Here is a 23,903-nt window from a genome sequence, read left to right on the forward strand (position 1 = left end):
CATGGCAAGCCTAGTGCTGATTTTGACTAACCCCTATAGCTACGAAACTGCCCTCAACCGAGCCTTAGCAAGCGCTCGAGAGGGTCGGCTTCAGTTAAAAGTGGTCTTCGCGATCGATCCGAATGCGGTAGACGAACTGATGCGCGATCTCGGCGAAAACGGCTGGCTCGGGATCGGGTCGCGGCGCAGCTTGCAAGCGTCTATGTTAGAAGGCTATCGAGCGTTAGCGGCGGATATCTTGCAAGAAGTCGAACAGTTATGTGTCGATCGCGCGATCGCCGTAAACACCGAAGTCAAAGAAGCGCCTTTGAGCGTTTACCTCCAAAGCCTCGTACAGCAAGGAAGCGATTGCATTTGGGTGAGTGCGTCGAAGGATTTAAGTCCACTGGTTGAAAAAATTCCCCGACCCGTGGAATGGATTTTGGAAGATTAAAAAGCGCGACTGACCCTCTCCCATCGACCGTTAGGAGGCGATCGCCTCTTGTTGACATCGATGGAAAGGCGTGATTCGGGGGCAAATTTCAGTACAATCTAAAAGCTCTATCGGGATCGAACCCGATCGCTGTCGATCGAAATGAACATTTATTGGAGTTAAATCAAAATGCAACAGCGTGGTGTAACCGTGTGGTTTACAGGTCTGAGTGGTGCAGGTAAAACGACGATCAGCCGGGGAGTCGAAAAAGAACTCAGAGCGCGCGGATACTCGATAGAGATTCTCGACGGCGATATCGTGCGAACCAACCTCACCAAAGGATTGGGCTTCAGTAAAGAAGACCGCGACGAAAACATCCGCCGGATCGGCTTCGTCTCCCACCTACTGACCCGCAACGGCGTCATCGTCCTAGTTTCGGCGATTTCTCCCTATCGCGAGATGCGTCGAGAAGTTCGCAAGCGGATCGGCGATTTCGTCGAAGTATTCGCCAATGCTCCCCTCGCCGTTTGCGAAGAACGCGACGTCAAGGGACTTTATAAAAAAGCTCGGGCGGGTGAAATCAAGCAGTTTACCGGAATTGACGACCCTTACGAAACTCCCGAAGAGCCGGAAGTGAACTGCCATACCGATAAGGAAAGCATCGACGAGAGCGTTAAAAAAGTGCTCGACTATCTCGCCAGCAAAGGATATATCGAAATGAATTGATACTTCTACGCAAAACCGTTCCAAGCTGGTTGTGCTTTTTGTAGTCATACCATTTTTCTAAAACCTCGATGGAGATGGATCGAGGGTAGAGACACGGCAGTGTCCCTATCCTCGATCTCTCTCATTATTTTTGAAAAAAACTATCAGGAGGAGATCGCTTCGCGCCACCGATCTCAACCCCGGCTCAAAAATCGTTAAAATCGACCTATGCGCGATCGCCGCCGCGATCGTGATGTCCTGCATCCCATTTCCCTGCTGAATTACCATGAATAAAGTTGTTGTCGGTCTCTCCGGTGGAGTTGACAGCTCCGTTGCAGCAGCCCTCTTACACCATCAAGGCTACGAAGTCCTCGGTCTGACCCTATGGTTGATGAAAGGGAAAGGTCAGTGCTGCTCGGAAGGAATGGTCGATGCAGCCTTTATTTGCGAACAGCTCGGCATTTCCCATCACGTCGTTGACAGCCGCGATCTGTTCCAAAAACATATCGTCGATTATCTCGTTTCCGGATATAGCAATGGGGTAACCCCCTTACCCTGTTCTCAATGCAACAAAGCGGTCAAATTCGGGCCGATGCTCGCCTACGCGCGCGCCGAACTCGGAGCGGACAAAATTGCGACGGGACATTACGCCCGGATCGAATACGACGCGGCGAGCGATCGCTACCAACTGCTGCGCGCCGTAGATCGTAATAAAGATCAATCTTACTTTCTCTACGACCTGCCCCAAGACCTGCTCGCGGGTAGCCTGTTCCCCTTGGGGGCGATCGAGAAAACTCAAACCCGCGAAATTGCTGACGAATACGGCTTGAAAACCGCCAAAAAACCGGAAAGTCAGGATCTGTGTCTCGTCGAATCCCACGGTTCGATGCAGCAATTCCTGGAAAAATACATCCTCCAACAAAAAGGCGAGATCGTCGATCTCGATGGCAACGTCCTCGGACAGCACGACGGCGTACACCGCTACACCATCGGTCAGCGTAAAGGACTCGGCATCGCCGCCCCGGAACCGCTCTACGTCGTCGCTTTAGACCCCGGACGCAATCAGGTGATCGTCGGCAATCGCGCCTCGGCGACCCAACCGAAGTGTAACGTCAGTCGCGTCAATTGGGTTTCGATCGCCGAACCGAGCGCCCCCATCCTCACCGAGGTTCAAATCCGCTATCGAACCCGACCCGTACCCGCCACCGTTATCCCCCTGGGGGACAACCGGGTGCAACTGGTCTTTGAAGCCCCGCAATTCGGCGTCACGCCGGGACAAGCCGCAGTCTGGTACGACGGCGATCGCGTCCTCGGCGGCGGCGTCATCGAACCGTTCGAGTAAGCCCCTCGGCGCAGTAGGATAGTTGAGGCAAGCCAAAACAGACTCAAGCCAACGCAGTTCATCCACAAGAGGAATCGTTTTGACTCAGCAACGCGACTTAATCCCCCCTCATGGCGGTCACCTGATCGACCGTCTCGTTAATGCGGCCCAAAAGCAAGAATTTCTGGGGCAAGCCGAAACCCTACCGCGCCTTCAAATGGACGAGCGCACCTTCTCCGATCTGGTCATGATCGCGATCGGCGGTTTCAGCCCCCTGGTCGGCTTCATGGAGCAGAAAGACTACGAATCCGTCGTCACCGACATGCGTTTAGCCAACGGACTCCCCTGGTCGGTTCCGATTACCTTGTCCGTGAGCGAAGAAGTCGCCGAACCCTTAAAAGAGGGTTCCTGGGTGCGTTTGGACGACCCCTCCGGTCGCTTTGTCGGCGTTCTCGAACTGACGCAGAAATATCGTTATAACAAAGCTCTCGAAGCGGTCAACGTCTATCGAACCGAAGACGAGAAGCATCCGGGGGTTAAAGTCATTTACGACCAAGGCCCGATCAACTTAGCCGGACCCGTTTGGTTGCTCGAACGCGATCCCCATCCCCTGTTTCCCAAGTATCAAATCGACCCGGCGAAAAGTCGGGAGATGTTCCGGGATAAGGGATGGAAAACCGTGGTCGGCTTCCAAACCCGCAACCCGATTCACCGGGCCCACGAATATATTCAGAAATGCGCCCTCGAAACCGTGGACGGCTTGTTCTTGCATCCGTTAGTGGGGGCGACCAAAGCCGACGACATCCCGGCGGACGTGCGGATGCGCTGCTACGAGATTCTTTTGGAGAAATACTATCCGCGCGATCGCGTGATCTTGGCGATCAATCCGGCGGCGATGCGTTACGCCGGACCGAGAGAGGCGATTTTCCACGCCCTGGTGCGGAAAAACTACGGTTGCACTCATTTTATTGTCGGTCGAGATCATGCGGGAGTCGGCGATTATTACGGAACTTACGACGCCCAACATATTTTTGAAGAGTTCGAGGCGGACGAGTTGGGAATCGCGCCGATGAAGTTCGAGCACGCTTTTTACTGCAAGGTCACGAAAGGCATGGCGACGACGAAAACGAGTCCGAGTCAGCCGGAAGAGCGCATTCACCTTTCGGGAACGAAGGTGCGCGAACTGCTGCGCCAAGGTGAGTTACCGCCCCCGGAATTTTCGCGCCCGGAAGTGGCGGCGGAATTGGCTCGGGCGATGCGGGTGAGTGTGGAATCGTATTAAAGCGATTTGAAGTGGGCAAAAACCTTGAAGGGAAAGGGATTGGAGGGGTTCGATCCCTGTCCGATCCCGGCGGCCCACGGGAAGCGATACTCCCTTCGCGAAGCGACTCCAAAGGAGTTAGGAGCCGCTTGGCGATCGCCCTGGCGGCTTTGGACTCGAAGGTTGAAGAGTTCGCCGTTTTGCGAGTATCGTAGGCTCAAGGCAGGCGATTGCGGTTGTCGGTTCGCCGCGATCGCCGTGCCTCGGATCGCCCCCGGAGAAACGGGAGTCAATTTGCACGCTCAAAGCAAAAAAACCTCCGAGCGCGATCGCGACCGAGCGGCGATCGCGGCGCAAGTTTCCTACTCATCGGGATAAATCGTACAAACATTCAGGGGCAAGGATCCTTCAGCAACTCGACCTTCAGCAACCAAATTGTTATTTTTATTTATTATTGCAATCAATTTCGAGCCGGGAACGACAGGCGAGCATCCTGCGCTCTTCTAGCAGTCGAAGTGACAGTCGTAGACAAACGGACGATACTGGATGGCTCGCGGATCCTTGTCCGAGACCGACAAAACAAGGGGTTGAGTGGGTTGGCAAGGTCAGACCGCCACCGACGGGTAACGGAGGCCAACTGGAACGATCGCCGCTCGCCGTTCGACAGATTTCGGCACGGTTGTAGGAGGTCGAGACCGCCGCGATCTCTCCGGTTGCAGCTCGTTCCTTGCCGTCACAGAATAAGAGTTAAGGGTAGAAGGATAAACATAGGGAATGGCACTCAAGCGACGGGAATTTTTACAACGGGCCAGTTCGGTGTTAGCGGCACTGGGTCTGGGCGAAACAACATGGCTGGCGGCAGGCGATCGCTACTACCGAGCTCTGGCTCAAAACGCCCCGCGAAAACTGGCGTTATTAGTCGGAATCGACCAATATCCGAACGGGACGCCCCTCTCGGGATGTGCGACGGACGTGCAACTACAAAAACAACTCCTCGTCCACCGTTTCGGCTTCAAGCCGGAAAACACGATCGCCCTGATCGACGCACAAGCCACCCGAGAGCAGATCGAAAAAACATTTATCTCTCATCTGATCGAACGCGCCGAACCCGGCGATTTAGTGGTCTTTCACTTTAGCGGTTACGGTCGGCGCGTCGATGCCGAAGACTCCCCCGAAGGGGTACAAAATACCCTGGTTCCCTTCGATGGCGGCTTACCCGCCGACGAAGACGATCCGGCAAACGACATCCTCGGCGAAACCCTCAACCTGTTACTCGGTTCCCTGAAAACCAAACGGGCGATCGCCGTTCTCGATACCTCCTTCGTCTACCCCGGTCATCCCTTACAAGGGAACTTGCGGGTGCGATCGCGCCCGAGTCCCCCCGGGTCTAAACCGAGTACGGCAGAACTCGCCTTTCAACAACAACTGCGCGGGTCCAATCCCTTCGGTAACGTCCCCTCTCCGTTTGAAGGGGTCGTCCTCGCCGCTTCTCAGAGCGATCGCGTCGCCACGGAAACCCACTGGAACGGCTTTAGCGCGGGTCTGTTCACTTACGCCTTAACCCAACAATTATGGTCGGTGACCGCCGAAACCTCCCTACAATCCAGTTTTGAAGGGGCGAAGCGGGTCGTCCGCTACCTGAGCGGTCAATCCCTGCAAAAACCCACGGTTTTAAAACGCCTCAGCCCCAACCCCGCCAATCCGCCAATGAAAATTGACGACGACCCCTTCCCCGCCGCCGTCCGTCAGGGACGACCTGCGGAAGGCGTGGTCACCTCCGTCGAAGATGGCGGTCAGACGGCTCAAGTGTGGCTCGGCGGTCTCCCGGTGTCCGTCCTCGACAACTACCAACCCAACTCCCTATTTATCCCCTTACCCCTCGATCCGTCCGATCCCCCCGGACAGCCGATTTCGATGCGATCGCGGGACGGACTCACCGCCAAGGCCCAAGTCCTCGGCACCGGAAAACCCAACGCCCAACCGCCACGACCCACCCGGTTACGCAAAGGGCAACTCATTCAAGAAGCGGTTCGCGTGATTCCGCGCAATGTCAGCTTGACGATCGCCCTCGATTCCGGATTGGAGCGGATCGAGCGCGTCGATGCGACCAGCGCCTTTGCCGGGATTTCCCGCGTTTCTCAGGCGATCGCCGGGGAACACAATGCCGACTATCTCTTCGGTCGCGCTCAAGATGCCTGGGTCGCCAACTTGCCGAGTACCGCTTTACCCTCGATCCCCCCCGGCAGTTACGCCCTCTTTTCCCTCGGTAAAGACCTGCTCGCCCACACCGTCGGCGAACGCGGCGAAGCGATCAAATCCGCCGCCCAACGCTTGGTTCCCGAACTGCAAACCTTACTCGCCGCCAAGTTTCTGCGCTTGAGCGCCAACGAAACTTCTTCCCAATTGGGCGTCCGCGTCACCTTGGAAACCGTGGCGCCGGAAGCACGGGCCTTAATCCAACTGCATACTCCTCGGGCTGGATCGCCCCCGAAAAAGGGCAGCTTGCCCCTGTTGAGTGCCAACGGCAGCAAAACCGCGATCGCCCAACCCTCGGACGGTCTGACCACGATCGCCCTCGGCAGTCGCATCCGCTACCGCGTCGAGAATTACGGCGATCGCCCGATCTACTGCATCGTCTTCGCCCTCGACAATAGCGGCAGCCCGATCGCCCTCTATCCTTCCCTCAAACCCACCACCGGACAAGCGGGACAAACCCAACCGACCTTACAGCAAAATGCGATCGCCCCCGGCGAAACGGCCACGATTCCGGGCGCCGATGCATCCTCCGCCTGGGCGATCCACGGGTCGGCTGGTATGAGCGAAACCCAGGTGATTTGCAGCGCCAGCCCCTTTCCACAAACCTTTGCCAGCCTCTCCGGTTCCATCCGTCCCCGAGGCGACGTACAACCGATGATTACCCTTCAAAATCCCTTGAGTTTCGCTCAAGCGGTCCTGCACGACTTGAACGATGCGAGTAGTCAACGTCTCGAAGCGTTGGAGATCGGCAGCGATCGCTGGGCTCTCGATACCCGGGCGTGGGCGACGTTGAGCTTCATCTATCGCGTCACCTGAACCGTGCCTCTCCCAGGGGAATGTAGCGGCGATCGCCCTCGTTTATTCCGGGCGCGAACGCTCGATCTGCGCCCGTTCGATCGCCTCGAATAAGGCTTGAAAATTCCCTTCCCCAAAGCCGAGTGCCCCTCGGTAGCGCTCGATCGCCTCGAAAAAAAAGGTCGGACGGTCGAAAATTGGCTGGGTAAAGGTTTGCAATAACAAGGCATCCGATGCCTCGTCCTGCCAATCGACCAAGATCTCCTGCGCCGCGATCGCCCGCCACCTCTCCTCGGAAAGCTCGACCGGACACCGTTTTGCCAAACCCGCGTAGTAGGTCGCCGGAACGTCGATAAACGATACCCCCCGACGGCGCCAACGGGCGATCGTCTCGACGAGTCGATCGGTTCTCAAGGCGATATGTTGAATCCCCGAACCGCCATTGCACTCTAAAAACTCTTGAATTTGTGAATTGTCCGAGGTCGGTTCGTTAATCGGTAATTCGATCTGACCCCGGGGATGAACCAACACCTGAGAATATAACCCCGATCGCCCCGTTCGGATCGTAAAACTCTGCTGTCGCTCGAATCCAAAACTCTTCTGATAATAATCGCAAGCCGCCTGCAACTCCCCCGCTTCCACGTTCAACACCACATGATCGATCCCTAACAGCGTTAACGGATCTTCTCCGGCCCCATCCTCGACGCGATTCTCCTGACTCCTTTGGAGTCGCTTCGCGAACGCAGACGCAACCCGATCGCGATCGACGTTCAACTCCCCCAGTTGCGGAAATCTCCCCTCGGTCCGTCCCCGACGTTCGACCAGAGTATGAGACAAAGCCCCCCAACCCTCGACCCTCGCCCATTTCAGCACCCCGCGATCGTCCCGAGATTGGCTCGCAGGTTCGAGGACTTGCGCCCCCGCCGCGATCGCGCGATCGATCGCCCCTTCGAGATCGTCCACCCGAAACGCCAGATCTACCACTCCGGGAGGATGCGATCGGGCAAAGTCAAACCACCGACTCTCAGGGGTTAGCGGCGAAGACAGCAACAGATTCACCGGACCGCTACTCACCCACCCGGTCTGCGTATGACGGGAATGCCACGATCCGCGATCTTGAAAATTCATCGCTTTGACAAACCAATCGCGCGATCGTGGTGCATCTTTGATGTAGAAATGGACGTGATCGATATGCATGGGGGGATGTTGGTAGGCAAGAGAGAATTCAAAGTTAGGAGATCGATCTATAACCTTTCGATCGCGAGCGGATATATTCTAGAACCGTCATTCCTGTAAAAGCACGAATCAACAAACTCATTATCTATCTTAAAAAAAATTAGAATTACTATAAAATCTAAAATCTAAAACCATTGCCTCCAAGATGGCCAAGCTAATACCAAATCGGCCAATTCTTGATAACCGCCTTGCTGGGGATGCGCTCCATCATTGCCTGCTGCTTCCTGGATCCACATGGGCGAACGAACCAAAGACTTAAACACATCTAAAAAAGGAACCTCAAGGCTTTCACAAAGACCCTCGAAACGATCGGATAACTCGGCGATCGCCTGATTTTGAAGGCGATCGCCCACCGGAGGCGGTCCGACCATTAACGTCGGATATAATCTTTTTGCCCGAGTTAAAATCTTCCGGGTATGAGCGATCGAACTCTCCGGATCGACCCGATATTTACCCTCCTCCTCCGTCGTATCGTTGACCCCAAAAGAAAAAACCAAGCGCCCGTCTACTTCAGGGGGTAAACGGCGGCTAATTTCGGCGAACCAGCGATCGGCAATATCTGCCGTAGTTTCCCGACGAATCCCTAAATTATAAAGGGTAATATCGTGACCTTTCTGACAAGCATCAGCCACGATTCTCCCCGTCCATCCTAAATAGTGCGGGTCGCCCGTTCCGTTGACAAAAGAATCACCAACAAAGCAAATTCGCATGACGATTTTATTGCTGGGAAAGTCGTTTTACTTCACTAGAAACGAGTAGATCGTGAGCTTCAGCTAAATATTGAGGGATTTTCTCGCGGTGGGGACTGCGAGATAAACAGGGATTGAAATCGAGGCAATCGATATTTTCTGCTTTCTCTCCAGGGAACCAATGGCTGGCATTTCCTAATAAGTTATAGCGCATTTTGCCATATTCGATCATGTCGTAGGCGATCGCCAAATTTCTCAGCCATAAAATCGTATGAATGCTGATATTTCCGGGGGTTTCTTCCGGAGTGGGAAGACCGACGTGCCAGGTTTTAAACCAATCTTCACCTAATACTGAAATAGCCGCAGTTTCCAACCTTTCGATAATTGGAGGTAAAATTTCCGAGCTGCGATCGAGCAGATCTAAGGTCTTCAAATGTTCGTCAAAATCCGTCGGACGAGACGCGCCGATACTCAAGGTATGGACTTGAGAATGACTCAAACAAAATAAGTCATTAAACACCATCGGACTGAGAGGTTTACACAGTTCTACTAATTTTTGAGACGGTTCGTAGAGTAAACCCCCTTTATTCGACGGGCTAATAATAAAAACGCCCATATCTCGTTCGATCGCCGCCTCAATGGCAGGCCAATTAAACTGGTTGATATAATACCAATGCAGGTTAACGTAATCGAAGCGATCGCTGTTAATCGCTTTGAGAATAATATCGGTCGGCGCGTGGGTGGAAAAGCCAATAAAGCGAACTTTTCCTTGTTGTTGTAATTGTTGGGCGACCTCCAAACAGCCCCCGGGTTTTAAGCTATAGTCTAAAAGTTCGTCGGTGTTAATTCCGTGCAATCCTAATAAATCTACATAATCTAATTTCAGATTACTCAAAGATTGCTCGAAAGTTTTGCGAAAGTCTTGTGAATTTTCCATCGGCGAAACTTTCGTTTGGACGATGAGGCGATCGCGATCGAATTTGGGGAGAATTTGACCGAGTTGTATTTCTGAAGTACCGTATCCTCGTGCAGTTTCAATATGATTGATACCGAGGGCGATCGCCCGTTCGATCGTTGCTTCGAGGTTGCGTTGATTCTCTTCAGGAATGTTTGAAAGGGGAACATCTTGCCACTGGTATTGATAGCGCATCCCGCCACAAGAAAACACGGGAATTTGCAATTCAGTGCGTCCAAAACGTCGATATTGCATCATGGAAGGTCGAGGGTTTCGATTCTAGATCGCTACAGATCGGTACAGATCAGTATAGTATTATTTTTGTAATTTAGGCGAGCATCTGTTGATTGAGCAACGTAGAAACTTACAAATTTGTAGAAATGGCTTGCACCGGACAAGTCGGGATGCACTGTTCGCAAACAATACAGCGCGATCGCGTGAAATTGAGCTTGTAAGTTTCGCGATCGAGGGTGAGGGCTTCGGTCGGGCAAATTCCCGTACATAATCCACAATCTACACAGCTTTCTTCGTCGATTAAAATTTCTCGACTGGCGAAAGAAACGACGATATCGTGAGCTTTCATCCAATCGATCGCCGCATCTAATTGATCGATATCTCCAGCGAGTTCTACGACTAATTTGCCAATCTGATTCGGCGCTACATGAGCGCGAATAATATTAGCAGCAACATTAAAATCTTTCGCCAATCGATAAGTAATTGGCATTTGTACCGATCGTTTCGGAAAAGTTAACGTGACTCGTTTTTTCATATTAGGGTTGAGAGTTGAGTTCGTCGTTTTAGACAGATAGGAAATACGCCCTTGGGAAGATAACAGACTGATTTGAGATCCTCTCCGTGGCGAGGGTGGACTGACGCGGGTGGACCCTAGGGACTCGGGTCGCCTTCGGTCGGGAATTCGGTCAATACGGGGAACGATCGCGGCAATTTCGCTACACTAGAAGCATCATGTAACAACTCGTAACAAAAGCACTCATGACTGTCAATTCACCGGAACCCGCTTCTTCTACCTTAGCAACCCGGCTGAGGAATTTTTCGATTGTTTTAGTCGCCGTCGCGTTAAGTGTGGCGCTGTTCCTGGGGTTGCGAACCCAAGCGACGACGGTTTCCGTCACGGATTTGGCTAAAAATTCAACGTCATTCGAGGTGGCGATGGCGAATGAAAAACCGACATTGATCGAATTTTATGCCAATTGGTGTACGACTTGTATGGCAATGGCGCCGGAAATCAAAAAACTCGAACAAGAATTCGACGATCGCGTTAATTTCGTGATGCTCAATGTCGATAATACAAAATGGTTACCGGAAATTGCCAAATATCGGGTCGATGGGATTCCGCATTTCGTCTTTTTAAATGCCAATGGAGAAGCAATTGCTAGTGCGATCGGTGAAATGCCAGGGAATGTATTGCACTCGAATTTAGATGCTTTATTGGCGGAAAAACCGCTACCCTTTACGACAACAAAGGGGCAAATGTCTAGGTTTAAAGCACCCACCGCGCCGAGTGATTCAAGTTCTAGCGACCCGCGCAGTCATGGCGCGCAAGTTGTCGATTAAAAGACGAGCTTAAGAAAGTTTAGCAGAGTTGAGGCGGGCGATCGACCCGCTTTTTTTATTGAATTTACTAAAAAATATGATATAATTATGCTGTTTTTTGTAGAGTTATAATCTAGCAATTTTACATGCGATCGAGTAAACAATGGGTGGGTAAATCTGTACTTCTATGGTGACGACAGATGGAGTGAGTTGAGCGAGCAATAAAGTCAATAAAGAAGGATAATATTTATAATTTTTTAAAACCTATCGATCGAGAAAATATAAAAAGTAGGGGTTTGGTAACCAAACCCCTACCAGGCAGAATAGACTGTCGAAAGCGTTGGGGTAAGCCGATGGCGTTTATCCTATAAACATTCTCTAATCAATTTTAAAACTTCAATGGGATCTCTATATGAACGAGGAGCAACTTTTTAAATCTAAAGAATATTTCTTCGATCGCTGGGCGCCGAGTTACGATAATATACTGCCTTCCGTATTTTATCAAGCGATTCACCAACGCTTGCTCGAATATGTCGCATTAGCCGATCGCGCCGCAATTTTAGATCTCGGTTGCGGAACGGGACGCCTGATCGATCGCCTGTTATTAAAATTTCCAACCATTCAGGCGACCGGATTGGACTTATCCGCAGAAATGTTGCGACAGGCAAGGCAAAACAAGCGCGATCGCGCCCGGGTAATTTACATCAGTGGCAATGCGGAAAATCTGCCTTTTGCGATCGGGCAGTTCGACGCTGTTTTTAATACAATTAGTTTTCTGCACTATCCCGATCCCGAACGAGTATTATCCGAAATTAAACGAGTTTTAAAACCGGGAGGAACATATTATTTAGCTGATTTTGCCTCGTGGTGGTGGGATCGGCGCGAAGCGATCGGTCGAGGGGGCAGTGCAATGCACTTTTACCCGCCAGCATTACGAGAAGAACTGGGTAAAAAAGTCGGTCTCGATTGTCTCGGTCACGTGCGCTTACTCGGTCCGGTGATGTTAACTCGATTTAGGAAAAAAGCCGGGATTTGAGTCGGGGCGATCGCCTCGGACTTCCCGAGTTAACTCACGAGTAGCCACTTCCAAGCGCCCGTGATAGGATTGGCGCAAGGGGGAATACCCCCGATCGCAGAAAATTGCGCCTAATTTCTAAAATAGCCTTAAAAAATCGATACAATCGCCAAACCTCAATGGCGATCGAGAAATTGAGATAAAGTAGGGGAGAATTTGGCGATTCCTCCTAAATTGAGTACAAAACTTTAGTACGCCTCGATCTTGAGTGGGGCGATCGCGATCGAACAGGAAACTACCCTCATCCAACCAACGGCCATGCGTCAACTTCTATTTAAGGCGTCAATCGGGATCTTCGTTCTCTTGTTAAGTGCGTGTGGAAACGAACCACAAGAAGAAACCACCACGAGTTCCCCCTCGCCGACACCAACATCGAGTCCGACTTCCACACCCACCGGAACAGCCAGTCCGAGTCCCGGCGCCAGTCCGAGTGCCACGGAAACCCCCGAAGCAGGAGCAGAAGGGGACAAAGCTCAGCCCTTCACTCAACCGCCCACGGTTACCGAACAGTCGGATCCCACGGCGATCTCGAATCTGATTCCACCCATGTCTCAGGAAGAACGGGTGCAGAAGGTCGAACAAGAGAAAAAACGAGAACGAACCGCCGCCAACCCCTTTGGCGTGGTGCAGGTTCCTCCAGAACCGCGAGAGGTGGCAGAAGCGCCAACCTTACCAGAAGGGGAAGCCCAGGCGGTACCAAATTTGCCAGATTTACCGCGCGTGGAACCTCCGGTCGGTAGGACAGCGCCGGGAACCGCTACACAAGTGGCGAATCTGCCCAAACTACCCCAAGGCGAAGGGCGTCAGGTTCCCGAACTCAAGCAACTTCCCGAGGCGATCGGCGCCCCGGTTCCTTCCGGTTCGCAGCAAGTCGCTTTCGGTCCTAATGGCGAAAGAATTGCCGGGATTCCTCCCCAGGAGGGGCGCGGCGTTCCCGATTTGCCGGAATTACCTTCGAGTATCGGTCCAGGGGGACCGTCGGGAGGGACGGGGGAACCTCAAATCGCAATGATTCCCCCTCAAGCGGCGCGAGGGGTTCCCGATTTACCGGAGTTGCCGGAAGCAATCGGTCCGGAGATTCCCCCTGCACCTGTCGCGGAACAACCCGCAGCCCCGCCGCCGCCGGATACGGCGATCGCCCAAGGAGTAGAGGTCAGTGGCGTGGTTCGGGTCGGTCAAGAGACCCAAATTATCGTCCAAGCGCCTGGGGAACCGACCACCCGTTATGTTAGAGTCGGCCAGCGTATTGGCGGCAATGGAGAAGTTTTGGTCAAGCGGATCGAACGTCTGGAAGGCATCGAGCCGATCGTGATTTTGGAACAAAACGGCGTTGAAATTAGTAAGGCGGTTGGGGAACAGAATGTGGCGAGTGCGAATGAAAGTGCGATGAAGCTCTCGCCGAACGCGACGGCAATGCGCCCGTAAGACCGTTGGTTGGGATCGGGAATCTGCGGCGGTGGGATTTCCGATTCCGTGTTCATCTATAGGGAAGAGGTGGTTCGTTACCGGGCGGCGATCGCCCCATCGGCGAGTTAACTCGGTGACGGGAGGCAGCAACTCAATCGAAATGCGGACCTAAAATAGGATTGAGGAACTACGCGCAAGGATGCTAAGGGGACGATTGCAATGATATTAACAGTACCGAAAAATCTGGGATTATTTTTATTCGCTCTCGCGATCGGGCCAGTGGTTGCAATTTACACCAGTGTGTTACCGGGACGGGCGCAAGATGGCAGCGATGTTAGACCCCCAATTTGTGAAGGGGGGCGCACTTCCGGTCAGGTGAAGTGCAACTACCAAGGGGGAGATAATTATATCGGCCAGTTTGCGAACGGCTTACCCAATGGTCGCGGGGTTTACGTGTATGCCAACGGCGATCGCTATGAAGGGGTATTTCGTAACGGTCGCCCGAACGGTCAAGGGGTGTTTATTTTTGCTGACGATACCCGTTATGAAGGGGTCTTTGAAAATGGAGTCATTAGTCAGGGGAAAGTCATTTATCCTAATGGCGATCGCTACGAAGGAGAATTCGAGATTGTTAGGAACATAGAAACGGACGTGATTAGTTCGCAACCGTCCGGTCGCGGTCAATTTGTGTTTGCTAACGGCGATCGCTATGTGGGCGAATTTTTTGCAGGTGGTCCCCTCGGAAATGGGGTCTTTTCCCGTCCCGACGGAACGCGCTGCCAAGGGGAATTTTTCAATCAAAATCTCGATGGTGAAGGAACCTGCACGTTTCCCAACGGCGTTCGCTACGAAGGGGAGTTACGCGGGGGGATCCCTCACGGGAACGGAACCTTGATCGATCCGAGTGGCAGGCGCTTTCCGGGAGTCTTCCGCGAGGGACAGCCTTTCAGTCCCGGTGAAAATTGACGGCGCGATCGCCCACGGTTCGATCTCCAGACTGGCCACGGTGCCCCCCTTTAGGGGAGCTGATGTTGGTACCCGCGTTTCTAGAGTCTGCTCGCTCAATTCTGTGCTCGCTCAATTCATCGAGGTTTCGCAGCCATGACTTACGGACGTTCTGCTTCGCCAGACCCTACGTTTCCCTTCGAGTTCGTTCCCCAACGCACTCAAGATGCGGAGTTGTTACACGAGTTAGAGTTCGTCCCGGGATTGAAAGAACTGTTGCTAGTTCGACAAGTTCACGCCCTCGAACACGCTACGGTTTGGGTTCTCGGTGAAGAAGCAGCCCGAGACGATCGCCGCCGTGGCGGATCGGGTCAGCTTCGAGACAACCAAGAACTCGGGGGAATGTCGAGCGATCGCGGTTTTTACCTTTACGGTCACGTCAACACCCAACAACTGCGCCGGGCCGCTCAAACTGCCCTGACTCGCCTCACCGAGGGGGAATGGGACCTCGCCGTTCATCCCCGTTGCGGCACGAATTTATCCGTGGGGATGTTATTGACCGCCGGACTGGCATTCGGGATCTCTTGGCTGGCGCCCAAAGGACCTCTCGAACAACTGTTCGGTTTGGGAGTGGCGGCGACGGCGGCGGCTCAACTGACCCCAGATTTAGGCCAACTCGCCCAACGCTACATCACGACGGCGATTCCGTTTAATTTGGCGATCGAGGAGGTGTCCCCCGTCGAGGATTTATGGGGACGTCCGAGCCATTTCGTGGGGGTTCGTTGGATCGAGTGAGTCGTTGCGAGTCCGACGATCGCAAAAAATCGAAAAAAGAGGTCAGGTTCGTGCCGACCTCTTTTTAATGGATTTGCGAGGGCGAATCGCCCTTCGCCCGGGATAACTTTATGGATTCACAAGTTATTTAGATAAAACATTGGGCGCGGGGGTTGTCGCCTTGGCTTCCGCCACTTTATCGCCGAGAATCGAGACCGCTCGACTATATTGCGGGTCGCCATCCAAGGTGCCGATCAAAGTGCGATTTTGGCGAATGGCTTTGCGTTCTTCCTCCGACAGATCGACCTCGATATCGGGGACGATCCCCTCGTGGTTGATATCGCGACCGCTTGGGGTCAAATATTTGGCGATCGTCACCGCCAACCCGGAACCGTCGCCCAAGCCGCGTACCGACTGAACTAACCCTTTACCGAAGGTTTGAGTGCCCACGATCGTACCGCGTCCGTTGTCTTGCAAGGCGCCGGAGAGAATTTCGCTAGCACTGGCGGAACCGCCATCGACGAGAACCACCAGGGGTTTGTCGGCGATCGCCCGTCCGTTGGCACTTTCGCGGTCTATTTCGCCCTGACGGTTGACCGTCGAGACGATCGTACCGCGATCGAGCCACATCCGCGCAATTTCAATACTGGCATTGAGCAAACCGCCGGGATTGGAGCGCAAATCGAGGATATAGCCGACCACATTCTGACCTTCTAAATCTTCGATCGCGTCGCGCATTTCCGCCACCGCATTCGCATTAAACTGGGTCAGACGAATGTAACCGACCCCCCCATAGGGACTGTCTTTGTAGCTGTAGCGAACCGGATGAATTTCGATGCGATCGCGACGAATCGTAAAGTCCATCGTCTCCTCTTCGCGCTCGATCGTCAGCACCACCTCGCTACCGACCGGACCGCGAATCAAATTGACCGCCTGATTGATATCCATCCCCTCCGTACTCTTCCCATCGATCGCCTTGATCACGTCGCGCGCTTGCACTCCGGCGCGGAAAGCGGGGGTATCTTCAATCGGGGCAATCACCACCAACTCGTTGGTCTCTTCTTCTTGAGCGAGCTGGATTCCGACCCCCGTCAACTCTCCGGAGGTATCGATTTGCATATTCTCGAACTCTTTAGGATCCATGAAGCGCGTGTAGGGATCCTCAAGTTGTTCGAGCATTTCCCGGATCGCCTCGTAAGCCTCCTCGCGATTACCGTAGGGTCGGTTCAGGTATTCCTGACGAACCGCGCGCCAATCGACCTGATTGAACGTAGCATCGACGTAGTTGCGATCGATAATCTGCCAAACTTCGTCAACCAGTTCTTTGGGACTTTCTTTAAAAAATGCTTGACTTTGGGACAGATGGAGACCTGCGCCCGTAACTGTAACAGCAGTTAACGCAACTGCTGTTGCACCTAATACCAGCCCGCTTTTTGTCATGACCATTGTTATTCTGAGCCTGGACGGAAAAACTGCAAAAAGACGAACCCTCGTTCAAATCGTCTGTCCCTCCGAATCGAGGGGCGATCGGGCGATCCGAGTTTTCAGTTTGAAAGGGGGACGTTAAGTAACGCGCATTTCGGGAATGTTCCGGATCCGAGCACACACAAGATCGAGCTACACCGATAAATATTCCCAGCCGCTAATTTAGCTTGAATACAGAGGAAAAAAGATTTTGAATACTCCTCAATTCAAAACCATAGCCCTAAGATAACATAGGCTTTACGGACTCAGCAGCCGAGACCAATTGAGATCGCCATTCCCCCGGCGAGGAGAGGTAGGCAAGGCCAAAACGTCTCGATTTTCTAGGACTTTCCCTTGCCGACCTCCTAAACTTCACTCCCTTACGGATCGATCCAACGACCGTCAGCCTTGATTAAATTAATTAACTCTTCCACACCCTGATTTTCCGGGACTTTTTTAATTTCTTCCCTGCCTCGATATAAAGAAATATATCCCGGCTGCTTGCCGACATAACCGTAATCCGCATCCGCCATTTCACCCGGCCCGTTGACAATACATCCCATCACGGCAATATCGAGACCCGTCAGGTGTTTGGTCGCTTCGCGAACTTCGTGCAGAACCTCTTCGAGATTAAATAAAGTTCGACCGCAAGACGGACAGGCGACGTACTCCACCATCGTTTTGCGCAAACCTAACGCCTGGAGGATGCTGTAACACACCGGAATTTCCTTTTCCGGGGCTTCGGTCAGCGACACGCGAATCGTATCGCCAATCCCTTCGGCGAGTAAGGTTCCGATCCCCGCCGTGGACTTAATGCGACCGTATTCGCCATCTCCGGCTTCGGTGACACCCAAATGTAGGGGATAGTCCATTCCCAGTTCGTCCATGCGCTTGACCATCAAACGGTAAGCCGCCAACATCACCGGAACTCGCGATGCTTTCAGAGAAATAACTAAATTGTGAAAGTCGAGGGATTCGCAAATTTTGATAAATTCCAGGGCCGATTCGACCATCCCTTCCGGCGTATCGCCATAGGTAAAGAGCATTCGTTCGGCGAGGGAACCGTGATTGACCCCAATTCGCATCGCTTTCCCCTGGTCGCGTAGCGAAATCACCAACGGTTCGAGGGTTTCGCGAATTTTTTGGCCGATTTCGTCAAATTCCGCTTGGGTGTATTCCGTGCGATTGCCTTGCGGTTTTTCAAACACGTACAGTCCCGGGTTAATGCGGACTTTATCGACGTGTTTGGCGACTTCCAAGGCGATTTTCATGCCGTTGTGATGGACGTCGGCGACCAGGGGAACGTCTTGATAAGTCGCGGCGAGTTGTTCTTTGATTTGAGCTAAGGCTTTGGCGTGGGCCATACTCGGAACGGTGACGCGCACGATCTCACAGCCGATTTCGTGCAGGCGGCGGATGGCGGCGACGGACCCGGCCACATCGAGGGTATCCTCGTTAATCATCGATTGTACGACGACTGGATAACCGCCGCCGATGGTGACGTTGCCGACGGGAACCGGACGGGTCGAGCGACGGTGGATCGTGGTATCGGTGAGGGCGTCGCTGGCGGGGTTTGGGGTGAGGCTGGGATTGGGAAGTGTCTGCATACGGTAGGTTGGTGATAGGTGCAAAAACGTCGATCGCCGAGAGGATGCGGAAGCTCTTGGGTTGGCTGCTTCGAGTCCGGGCGATCGCGCGATCGAAGTATCGGGCGAACTCCTGTTTTTCAGGGTGCCACAAAGCGGGTTCCTTTTGGTGGTTTGTCACCGAGAAATTGAGGGGAAGTGGGGGCGTCACCGGTCGAGAGGGAAGCGGTAGAAGTCGAAACGACTCGGTTGCTGGGGGGCGCGTCGGTAGTGTCCCGACTCGCGCGAGGTCAGAGGGGGGGAACCTCGGATCGAAATGGGCGCGAGTTAGCGTATGCTACCGACTAAGATCTGAGTAAGAATGAAAGTCTCTCTTGATTTGCGTGCGGAGGTCATCGTCGCGGCTTGTCAATTTCGGGCTGTTTGCTGTTGCCTTTCACGGGAGCGATCGCTCCTTTGCCATTTACTCGATAAATCCCATGATCGGAACTGTTCTTAAAGGGCGCTACAAACTCGTTAAAAATCTCAAACGAGGGGCTTTTGGCCGCATTTATCTCGCCGAAATTTGCGAAGCGGCTGGGGAGGAACCCGCACTCGAACAGCCAGCAGGGAAGCAATGGTGTATCGTCCGCCATTTTCAACCGAATCTCGCCGAACCGTCAATTCTCAAAGAGGCACGTTGGCGGTTTGAAACGGAAGTGCAACGGTTGGAGGCGCTCGAAAACTGTCCCGACGTGGCTCATATCTGCGATGCTTTCGAGCATGACGAGCAATTTTATACGGTTGAAGACTATATCGAAGGGCACGATCTCGGGGAAGAAATCGGCGAGGGTCGCCGTTGGAATGACCGACAAGCGATTAATTTACTTTACGACGTGCTGAAGATTTTAGAGTGCGTTCATGGTTATGATATCGTGCATCGTAATATCAAACCGTCCAATTTGATCCGACGGCGGCAAGAGGGGGGAATCGCCGCGATCGATTTTGGAAGTTTGAAAGAGATCGAAACGCTGGCGATCGCCGCGCAAGGACAGGTGACGACGGCGGCGATCGGAACGCCGGGTTACATGAGTATCGAACAACTCGGCGGCAAACCGACGGCGAGCAGCGATCTTTACGCTTTGGGAATGACGGCGATTCAAGCCTTAACGGGGATGTCGCCGCGCCAATTGCAAAGACATCCACAAACGGGTCTGTTGATGTGGCGTCCTTTAGTCGAAGTCGATGCTCGTTTGGCGGATATTTTAGATCGGATGGTGCATACGGATTTAAACGAGCGCTACCAACGGGCAAAAGACGTGCTTGAAGATCTCAAAAATTTACATCGAATTGGCGAAGTCGTTGACAATCGCTATCAAATATTAAGGGAATTAGGTGAAGGTCAATTAGACCGCACTTGGTTGGCGAAAGATTTGCAGCGTACTGGGCAAAGTTATTGCATTCTCAAACAACTCAAAATTGACAATCACGAAGCGTTCCCGTTGTGGGAGGCGCGCAATTTATTCGATACGGAAGCTCAAATTCTGCACGGGTTGGGAACCCACGATCGCATCCCCCAATTACTGGCGGATTTTGAGGCGAACGGGCAGTTGTATTTAGTTCGCGAGTATGTCGAAGGCGAATCGCTCCAGGATAAATTGGCGGCGGGAGGGCGCTTCGACGAAGGGCAAACGATCGCGTTTCTCAAAGATGTTTTAGAAACGCTCAAATTCGTTCACGAACAAAATACCATTCACCAAGATCTCAAACCGTCGAGCGCGATCGTGCGGGGATCCGATGGCAAAATTGCCCTGACCGATTTCGGATCGGTCAAACAAATCAGTACCCTGACCATCGAGGGAGGACAACTCAAGAGTGTGGGGGTGGTGGGAACGCCGGGATATATGCCGAAAGAACAGCAAGTCGGCAATCCGCGCCCGAATAGCGATATTTACGCGGTCGGGGCGATCGCCATCCACCTGTTGACGGGAATTCACCCGACCCATCTCGGTCGCGATCCGGAAACTGGGGAGTTGAGCTGGCGCCAACACGCGACGGTGACCGAGGGATTGGCCCGCATTCTCGACAAGATGGTTTTGAGTTATTTCCGCGATCGCTACGGGTCGGCGTCGGAGGTGTTGGCGGATTTGGCCCTACTCGATCCGAACCGTTCCGAGGCTCCAGAAAAGGCGATCGCGCCGTCTCCCACCCCGACCGATCCGCCTCGCGATCGCCAAAGACCCCGCAATCGCTCCTCGGCAACTGGGTTGACTCCCTCGCCGCAATGGATGTGGGGAGTGCTAGTTGCGGCGGCGGTGGCAGTGGTGGCGGCGCTGGTGTCTCTCGTCGTTCAGATGCAGCAGGCACGATCTCAAATGCAACAAGCGGATGGGTTCGTCGATCGCGCCAACGAATTACTCGCCGCCGAAGAGCCGAACGCGGCGAACGAAGAATGTTACAAAGCCTTGGCAGTCGCGGCGGATTACGCCCGCTCTTGGCAGTGTAGCGGCGATACGTTCTATACCTTGGGCCGTCACGAGTTGGCGGCGATCGCCTATCAAAAAGCATTGGATCTCGATCCCGATACGGCCCGGTTGTGGGGCGATCGCGCTAAAGTCCTCGCCGAACTGGAACGACCTGCGGAAGCGTTGGTCGCTTACGACCGCGCCTTACAACTGGATCCGACGTTGTTGAGCGCGCGATCGGGTCGCGGTCGCGCCTTATTAGCGTTGGAACGCTACGAAGAGGCGCTCGAACAGTTCCAAACCGTCGCCGAACAAGAACCGAACAATCTGGAGGCGTGGGAACGACAAGCGGAAGCTTTAGACGCCTTAAACCGCCCGGAAGACGCACGGCAGGCTTACGAAGGGGCCTTGCAAGCTTACGCTAGCGCGATCGCCCGCGAACCGGACAATCCGGAACTGTGGGCCGGACAAGGGCGCATTTTAGGCCAGCTCGATCGCCTCGACGAAGCCCTCGATTCCGTGGATCGGGCCTTGGAATTGAACCCGAATTCGGCGCCGATCTGGCAGAAAAAAGGCGGCTTGTTAGTGCGCTTGCAGCGATTTTACGACGCGCGGGATGCCTTCGATCGCGCGATCGAACTCGATCCGAACTCGGCGGCGGCGTGGTACGACCTGGCGTCGTTACTCAGTACGGGGTTGCTGCGCTACGACTCCGGCGTCGCCGCCTACGATCGCGCGATCGAGTTGCAACCGGAGTTCGCCGCCGCTTGGCGCGATCGCGGTATCGCTCAAACCTTATTAGGACGCTACCAAGCGGCTCTCGATTCGTTCGATCGCGCGTTGGAAATCGACCCGCAAGATTACAAAACCTGGGCCCGTCGCGGAGTCGTCTTTAATGAGTTGCGCCGTTACGAGGAGGCGATCGAATCGTTCGATCGCGCCGTGGAACTCGAAACCGACGATGCCTTTGTCTGGGTTTCGCGCGGGATTGCCCTCGAATCCCTCGAACGCTACGAGGAAGCCCTCGACTCTTACGAACGGGCGATCGCTATCGATCCGGATTATCAACTGGCCCTCGACTATCGCCGTTCGGTCCGCGATCTCCTGGGTCGCTATTGACCTCAACCGTCCTCCGCCGTCCCTCCCGCTTTCCCCGTGTCTATCCTTTCTCCCGACTCCTGGCCGTTCGATCTCAACTTACTGCCCCCGGATGCCTATTTGGTGGGCGGAGCGGTTCGTGACAGCCTCCTCAAGCGGCGATCGCCCCACTTAGACCTCGATTTCGTCTTGCCGCGTCAGGCGGTCACCACGGCGCGGCAAATTGCCAATCGCTACAAGGCGGGATTCGTCCTCTTGGATGCAGAACGGCGGATCGCCCGGGTCGTTTTCGATCGCGCCACGGTCGATTTCGCCAAACTCGAAGGGACGAACTTGGTGGCGGATTTACAGCGCCGGGATTATACGATTAACGCGATCGCCTACAACCCCCACACCGGAGAATGGCTCGATCCCCTCAACGGACGGGCCGATCTCGAACGCCGGGTGCTGCGAATGGTCTCGCCGACCAACTTAGCCGACGATCCCCTGCGGTTGTTGCGCGCTTACCGTCAAGCCGCTCAATTGAATTTCGCGATCGAAGCCCAAACTCAAGGGGCGATCGCCCAGTTAGCCCGCCTGTTGCGTCGGGTGGCGGCAGAACGCATTCAAACGGAGTTGGAATACCTGCTCGACTCTCCCGCCGGGGGCGAGTGGATTGCTGCCGCTTGGGAAGTGGGCCTGCTACAACCCTATTTTCCCGACGCTACGGGCGATCGCCTCCGGATCGCTGGCGAAATCGAACGGGCGGCGGCGGCGATCGGCGATCGCTGGCCCGCGTTAAAACGAGAATTTGCACAAAACCTGCACCCTCGTTTCAAGGTGTCCGGCTACCGGGCGATCGCCAAATTAGCCACCTTGCTCCCTCGGGAGGTCAAAGCGGCGGAAACCCAACTGATGCAGTTGAAGTTCAGCCGCGCCCAAATGCACGCCGCCGTGCGTACTCTCAAAGGCTGGCTGCGCTTGACGACGGAGACGGCGGAGTTATCGGCGCTGGATTTAAACCACTCGTCGCCGCGATCGCTGTATTTTCTGTTTGAGGCGGTCGATAACATGTTTCCGGCCCTGGTGGCGATCGCCGTCGCCGGGGGAATGCCCCTCGATGGCTGGTCCGGGGCGATCGGTCGCTACCTCGACCCGCAAGATATCATCGCCCATCCGACTCCCTTGGTGACCGGAAAACAACTGATGCAAGCCCTCGGACTTCGAGGCGGTCCGCAAATCGGCCAGCTTCTGGCGGACATTCAACTGGCGCGGGTCGAGGGTCGCATTCACACCCCAGAAGATGCCCTCGATTTTGCCGCCCAATGCTGCGATCGCGGTGTCGGCGGATCCTGAATAAATTATTAACACGAACAGGCAAGATCGAGCCGGGGTAAGGCGATCGCCCTTCGCCGCCATCCTTGCTACAGGTCTTTTTTGTGAAAGGGACGATTTTCGCAAGGGCTGAAAATGAATGTGCTAAACTGAGTAATCTAGCGAATTAACTAGATGCTCGGCCCTCTCTGAGCCGTTGAGCTCCCTCGCTTAGAGGTCAGCCAAGCGCCAACAAGACAGAGCGAGTCAGACAAGCGAAAGAGTTGCTCGGCGCTAATCAATTCGCTGGTTGTTTTTTAGAGGTGAGAATGGCTAAACGCCGTAATCTGAAAAAAGAAAAAGCTTTACGTAACGAAGCTTACGCGCGCAAGTATCGCAGACGGTCTAATGCAGGTCGTTTTGGCAAACGGCGCTACGCAAGTAAGAATACGACAGGTTCGGGCAGCAACTTCGATCGAAACGAAGGCGATAACGACGATAACAACAACAACAACGACGATGACAACCAATAAGTCAGTTTGACTGCCACTCGGCGAGTCATCGTCTTGTCCGTAAGATTTAAGGAGTTTGTTGCTCTCAACTGCCGAACAGTTTCAGATCTCGAACTGCAAC

20 protein-coding genes are annotated in these 23,903 nt (G+C 53.9%); 14 read left to right on the forward strand and 6 right to left on the reverse strand.

The genetic code is table 11. The features are described 5' to 3' along the window. Window position 1 precedes the first annotated feature (1 nt). The 6 genes from JJD41_RS18100 (at window position 2) to JJD41_RS18130 (ending at window position 6,771) form a co-directional block, all read left to right on the forward strand. A complete protein-coding gene (locus tag JJD41_RS18100) occupies window positions 2-433 on the forward strand; it encodes a hypothetical protein (protein ID WP_200668894.1) in 432 nt (143 codons plus the stop codon). 168 nt (window positions 434-601) lie between these two features. After that, window positions 602-1,138, forward strand: a complete 537-nt coding sequence (gene cysC / locus JJD41_RS18105; protein WP_200668895.1) for an adenylyl-sulfate kinase — start codon at window positions 602-604, stop codon at window positions 1,136-1,138. A gap of 265 nt (window positions 1,139-1,403) precedes the next feature. Beyond that, window positions 1,404-2,459, forward strand: a complete 1,056-nt coding sequence (gene mnmA / locus JJD41_RS18110) for a tRNA 2-thiouridine(34) synthase MnmA (protein ID WP_200668896.1) — start codon at window positions 1,404-1,406, stop codon at window positions 2,457-2,459. Window positions 2,460-2,538: 79 nt separating this feature from the next. Further along, window positions 2,539-3,720 carry a sulfate adenylyltransferase gene (sat, locus tag JJD41_RS18115; RefSeq protein ID WP_200668897.1) on the forward strand — a complete coding sequence of 394 codons (1,182 nt, stop codon included), beginning with the start codon at window positions 2,539-2,541 and terminating at the stop codon, window positions 3,718-3,720. A 6-nt stretch (window positions 3,721-3,726) separates the two neighbouring features. Beyond that, complete coding sequence (locus tag JJD41_RS18120; RefSeq protein WP_234488906.1) at window positions 3,727-4,077, forward strand: hypothetical protein; 351 nt, start codon at window positions 3,727-3,729, stop codon at window positions 4,075-4,077. 396 nt (window positions 4,078-4,473) lie between these two features. Next, a complete protein-coding gene (locus tag JJD41_RS18130; RefSeq protein WP_200668900.1) occupies window positions 4,474-6,771 on the forward strand; it encodes a caspase family protein in 2,298 nt (765 codons plus the stop codon). Between the two features lie 42 nt (window positions 6,772-6,813). On the opposite strand, the gene hppD is transcribed toward JJD41_RS18130, so the two are convergent. The 4 genes from hppD to JJD41_RS18150 all read right to left on the reverse strand — a co-directional run bounded on the left by hppD (window position 6,814) and on the right by JJD41_RS18150 (window position 10,399). Further along, window positions 6,814-7,947 carry a 4-hydroxyphenylpyruvate dioxygenase gene (gene hppD, locus JJD41_RS18135; RefSeq protein ID WP_200668901.1) on the reverse strand — a complete coding sequence of 378 codons (1,134 nt, stop codon included), beginning with the start codon at window positions 7,945-7,947 and terminating at the stop codon, window positions 6,814-6,816. 164 nt (window positions 7,948-8,111) lie between these two features. Further along, window positions 8,112-8,696 (reverse strand): GDSL-type esterase/lipase family protein, encoded by a 585-nt coding sequence (locus JJD41_RS18140; RefSeq protein WP_200668902.1) that lies wholly within the window; start codon window positions 8,694-8,696, stop codon window positions 8,112-8,114. Between the two features lie 7 nt (window positions 8,697-8,703). Continuing rightward, complete coding sequence (locus JJD41_RS18145) at window positions 8,704-9,885, reverse strand: aldo/keto reductase (RefSeq protein WP_200668903.1); 1,182 nt, start codon at window positions 9,883-9,885, stop codon at window positions 8,704-8,706. A 109-nt stretch (window positions 9,886-9,994) separates the two neighbouring features. After that, entirely contained in the window at window positions 9,995-10,399 is a 405-nt protein-coding gene (locus JJD41_RS18150; RefSeq protein WP_200668904.1) for an NIL domain-containing protein, read from the reverse strand. A gap of 224 nt (window positions 10,400-10,623) precedes the next feature. Here JJD41_RS18150 and JJD41_RS18155 point away from each other — a divergent pair, with 224 nt between their 5' ends. The 5 genes from JJD41_RS18155 (at window position 10,624) to JJD41_RS18175 (ending at window position 15,406) form a co-directional block, all read left to right on the forward strand. After that, window positions 10,624-11,205, forward strand: a complete 582-nt coding sequence (locus JJD41_RS18155) for a thioredoxin domain-containing protein (RefSeq protein WP_200668905.1) — start codon at window positions 10,624-10,626, stop codon at window positions 11,203-11,205. A 391-nt stretch (window positions 11,206-11,596) separates the two neighbouring features. Then, on the forward strand, window positions 11,597-12,220 hold the full coding sequence (locus JJD41_RS18160; protein ID WP_200668906.1) for a class I SAM-dependent methyltransferase: 624 nt from the start codon (window positions 11,597-11,599) through the stop codon (window positions 12,218-12,220). Between the two features lie 243 nt (window positions 12,221-12,463). After that, a complete protein-coding gene (locus JJD41_RS18165; protein WP_200668907.1) occupies window positions 12,464-13,684 on the forward strand; it encodes a hypothetical protein in 1,221 nt (406 codons plus the stop codon). A gap of 201 nt (window positions 13,685-13,885) precedes the next feature. Next, window positions 13,886-14,632 (forward strand): MORN repeat-containing protein, encoded by a 747-nt coding sequence (locus tag JJD41_RS18170; protein ID WP_168568888.1) that lies wholly within the window; start codon window positions 13,886-13,888, stop codon window positions 14,630-14,632. 135 nt (window positions 14,633-14,767) lie between these two features. After that, window positions 14,768-15,406: a DUF6391 domain-containing protein gene (locus JJD41_RS18175; RefSeq protein ID WP_200668908.1), complete on the forward strand. Its 639-nt coding sequence runs from the start codon at window positions 14,768-14,770 to the stop codon at window positions 15,404-15,406. Window positions 15,407-15,529: 123 nt separating this feature from the next. On the opposite strand, the gene ctpC is transcribed toward JJD41_RS18175, so the two are convergent. Next, window positions 15,530-16,831 (reverse strand): carboxyl-terminal processing protease CtpC, encoded by a 1,302-nt coding sequence (ctpC, locus tag JJD41_RS18180; RefSeq protein ID WP_200668909.1) that lies wholly within the window; start codon window positions 16,829-16,831, stop codon window positions 15,530-15,532. A 398-nt stretch (window positions 16,832-17,229) separates the two neighbouring features. Further along, entirely contained in the window at window positions 17,230-18,456 is a 1,227-nt protein-coding gene (gene ispG / locus JJD41_RS18185) for a (E)-4-hydroxy-3-methylbut-2-enyl-diphosphate synthase (protein WP_200668910.1), read from the reverse strand. A gap of 458 nt (window positions 18,457-18,914) precedes the next feature. On the opposite strand from ispG, the gene JJD41_RS18190 reads away from it, so the two are divergent. From JJD41_RS18190 to JJD41_RS18200, 3 genes are all read left to right on the forward strand, one after another. Continuing rightward, a complete protein-coding gene (locus JJD41_RS18190; RefSeq protein ID WP_200668911.1) occupies window positions 18,915-21,998 on the forward strand; it encodes a serine/threonine-protein kinase in 3,084 nt (1,027 codons plus the stop codon). Between the two features lie 36 nt (window positions 21,999-22,034). Beyond that, complete coding sequence (locus tag JJD41_RS18195) at window positions 22,035-23,312, forward strand: CCA tRNA nucleotidyltransferase (protein WP_200668912.1); 1,278 nt, start codon at window positions 22,035-22,037, stop codon at window positions 23,310-23,312. Between the two features lie 287 nt (window positions 23,313-23,599). Next, window positions 23,600-23,803 (forward strand): hypothetical protein, encoded by a 204-nt coding sequence (locus JJD41_RS18200; RefSeq protein WP_168568894.1) that lies wholly within the window; start codon window positions 23,600-23,602, stop codon window positions 23,801-23,803. Window positions 23,804-23,903 lie beyond the last annotated feature (100 nt).

It is taken from the genome of Oxynema mangrovii CENA135, assembly GCF_016632315.1.
In the GTDB taxonomy this organism is placed as follows: domain Bacteria; phylum Cyanobacteriota; class Cyanobacteriia; order Cyanobacteriales; family Laspinemataceae; genus Oxynema; species Oxynema aestuarii.

Bases quoted from the DNA above. Each gene is read 5' to 3' on its own strand.
- JJD41_RS18100 (WP_200668894.1), top strand. From the start codon at position 2: ATGGCAAGCCTAGTGCTGATTTTGACTAACCCCTATAGCTACGAAACT.
- JJD41_RS18200 (WP_168568894.1), top strand. From the start codon at position 23,600: ATGGCTAAACGCCGTAATCTGAAAAAAGAAAAAGCTTTACGTAACGAA.
- cysC (WP_200668895.1), top strand. From the start codon at position 602: ATGCAACAGCGTGGTGTAACCGTGTGGTTTACAGGTCTGAGTGGTGCA.
- ispG (WP_200668910.1), bottom strand. From the start codon at position 18,456: ATGCAGACACTTCCCAATCCCAGCCTCACCCCAAACCCCGCCAGCGAC.
- mnmA (WP_200668896.1), top strand. From the start codon at position 1,404: ATGAATAAAGTTGTTGTCGGTCTCTCCGGTGGAGTTGACAGCTCCGTT.
- hppD (WP_200668901.1), bottom strand. From the start codon at position 7,947: ATGCATATCGATCACGTCCATTTCTACATCAAAGATGCACCACGATCG.
- JJD41_RS18170 (WP_168568888.1), top strand. From the start codon at position 13,886: ATGATATTAACAGTACCGAAAAATCTGGGATTATTTTTATTCGCTCTC.
- JJD41_RS18145 (WP_200668903.1), bottom strand. From the start codon at position 9,885: ATGCAATATCGACGTTTTGGACGCACTGAATTGCAAATTCCCGTGTTT.
- JJD41_RS18175 (WP_200668908.1), top strand. From the start codon at position 14,768: ATGACTTACGGACGTTCTGCTTCGCCAGACCCTACGTTTCCCTTCGAG.
- JJD41_RS18160 (WP_200668906.1), top strand. From the start codon at position 11,597: ATGAACGAGGAGCAACTTTTTAAATCTAAAGAATATTTCTTCGATCGC.
- ctpC (WP_200668909.1), bottom strand. From the start codon at position 16,831: ATGGTCATGACAAAAAGCGGGCTGGTATTAGGTGCAACAGCAGTTGCG.
- JJD41_RS18155 (WP_200668905.1), top strand. From the start codon at position 10,624: ATGACTGTCAATTCACCGGAACCCGCTTCTTCTACCTTAGCAACCCGG.
- JJD41_RS18130 (WP_200668900.1), top strand. From the start codon at position 4,474: ATGGCACTCAAGCGACGGGAATTTTTACAACGGGCCAGTTCGGTGTTA.
- JJD41_RS18140 (WP_200668902.1), bottom strand. From the start codon at position 8,696: ATGCGAATTTGCTTTGTTGGTGATTCTTTTGTCAACGGAACGGGCGAC.
- JJD41_RS18190 (WP_200668911.1), top strand. From the start codon at position 18,915: ATGATCGGAACTGTTCTTAAAGGGCGCTACAAACTCGTTAAAAATCTC.
- JJD41_RS18150 (WP_200668904.1), bottom strand. From the start codon at position 10,399: ATGAAAAAACGAGTCACGTTAACTTTTCCGAAACGATCGGTACAAATG.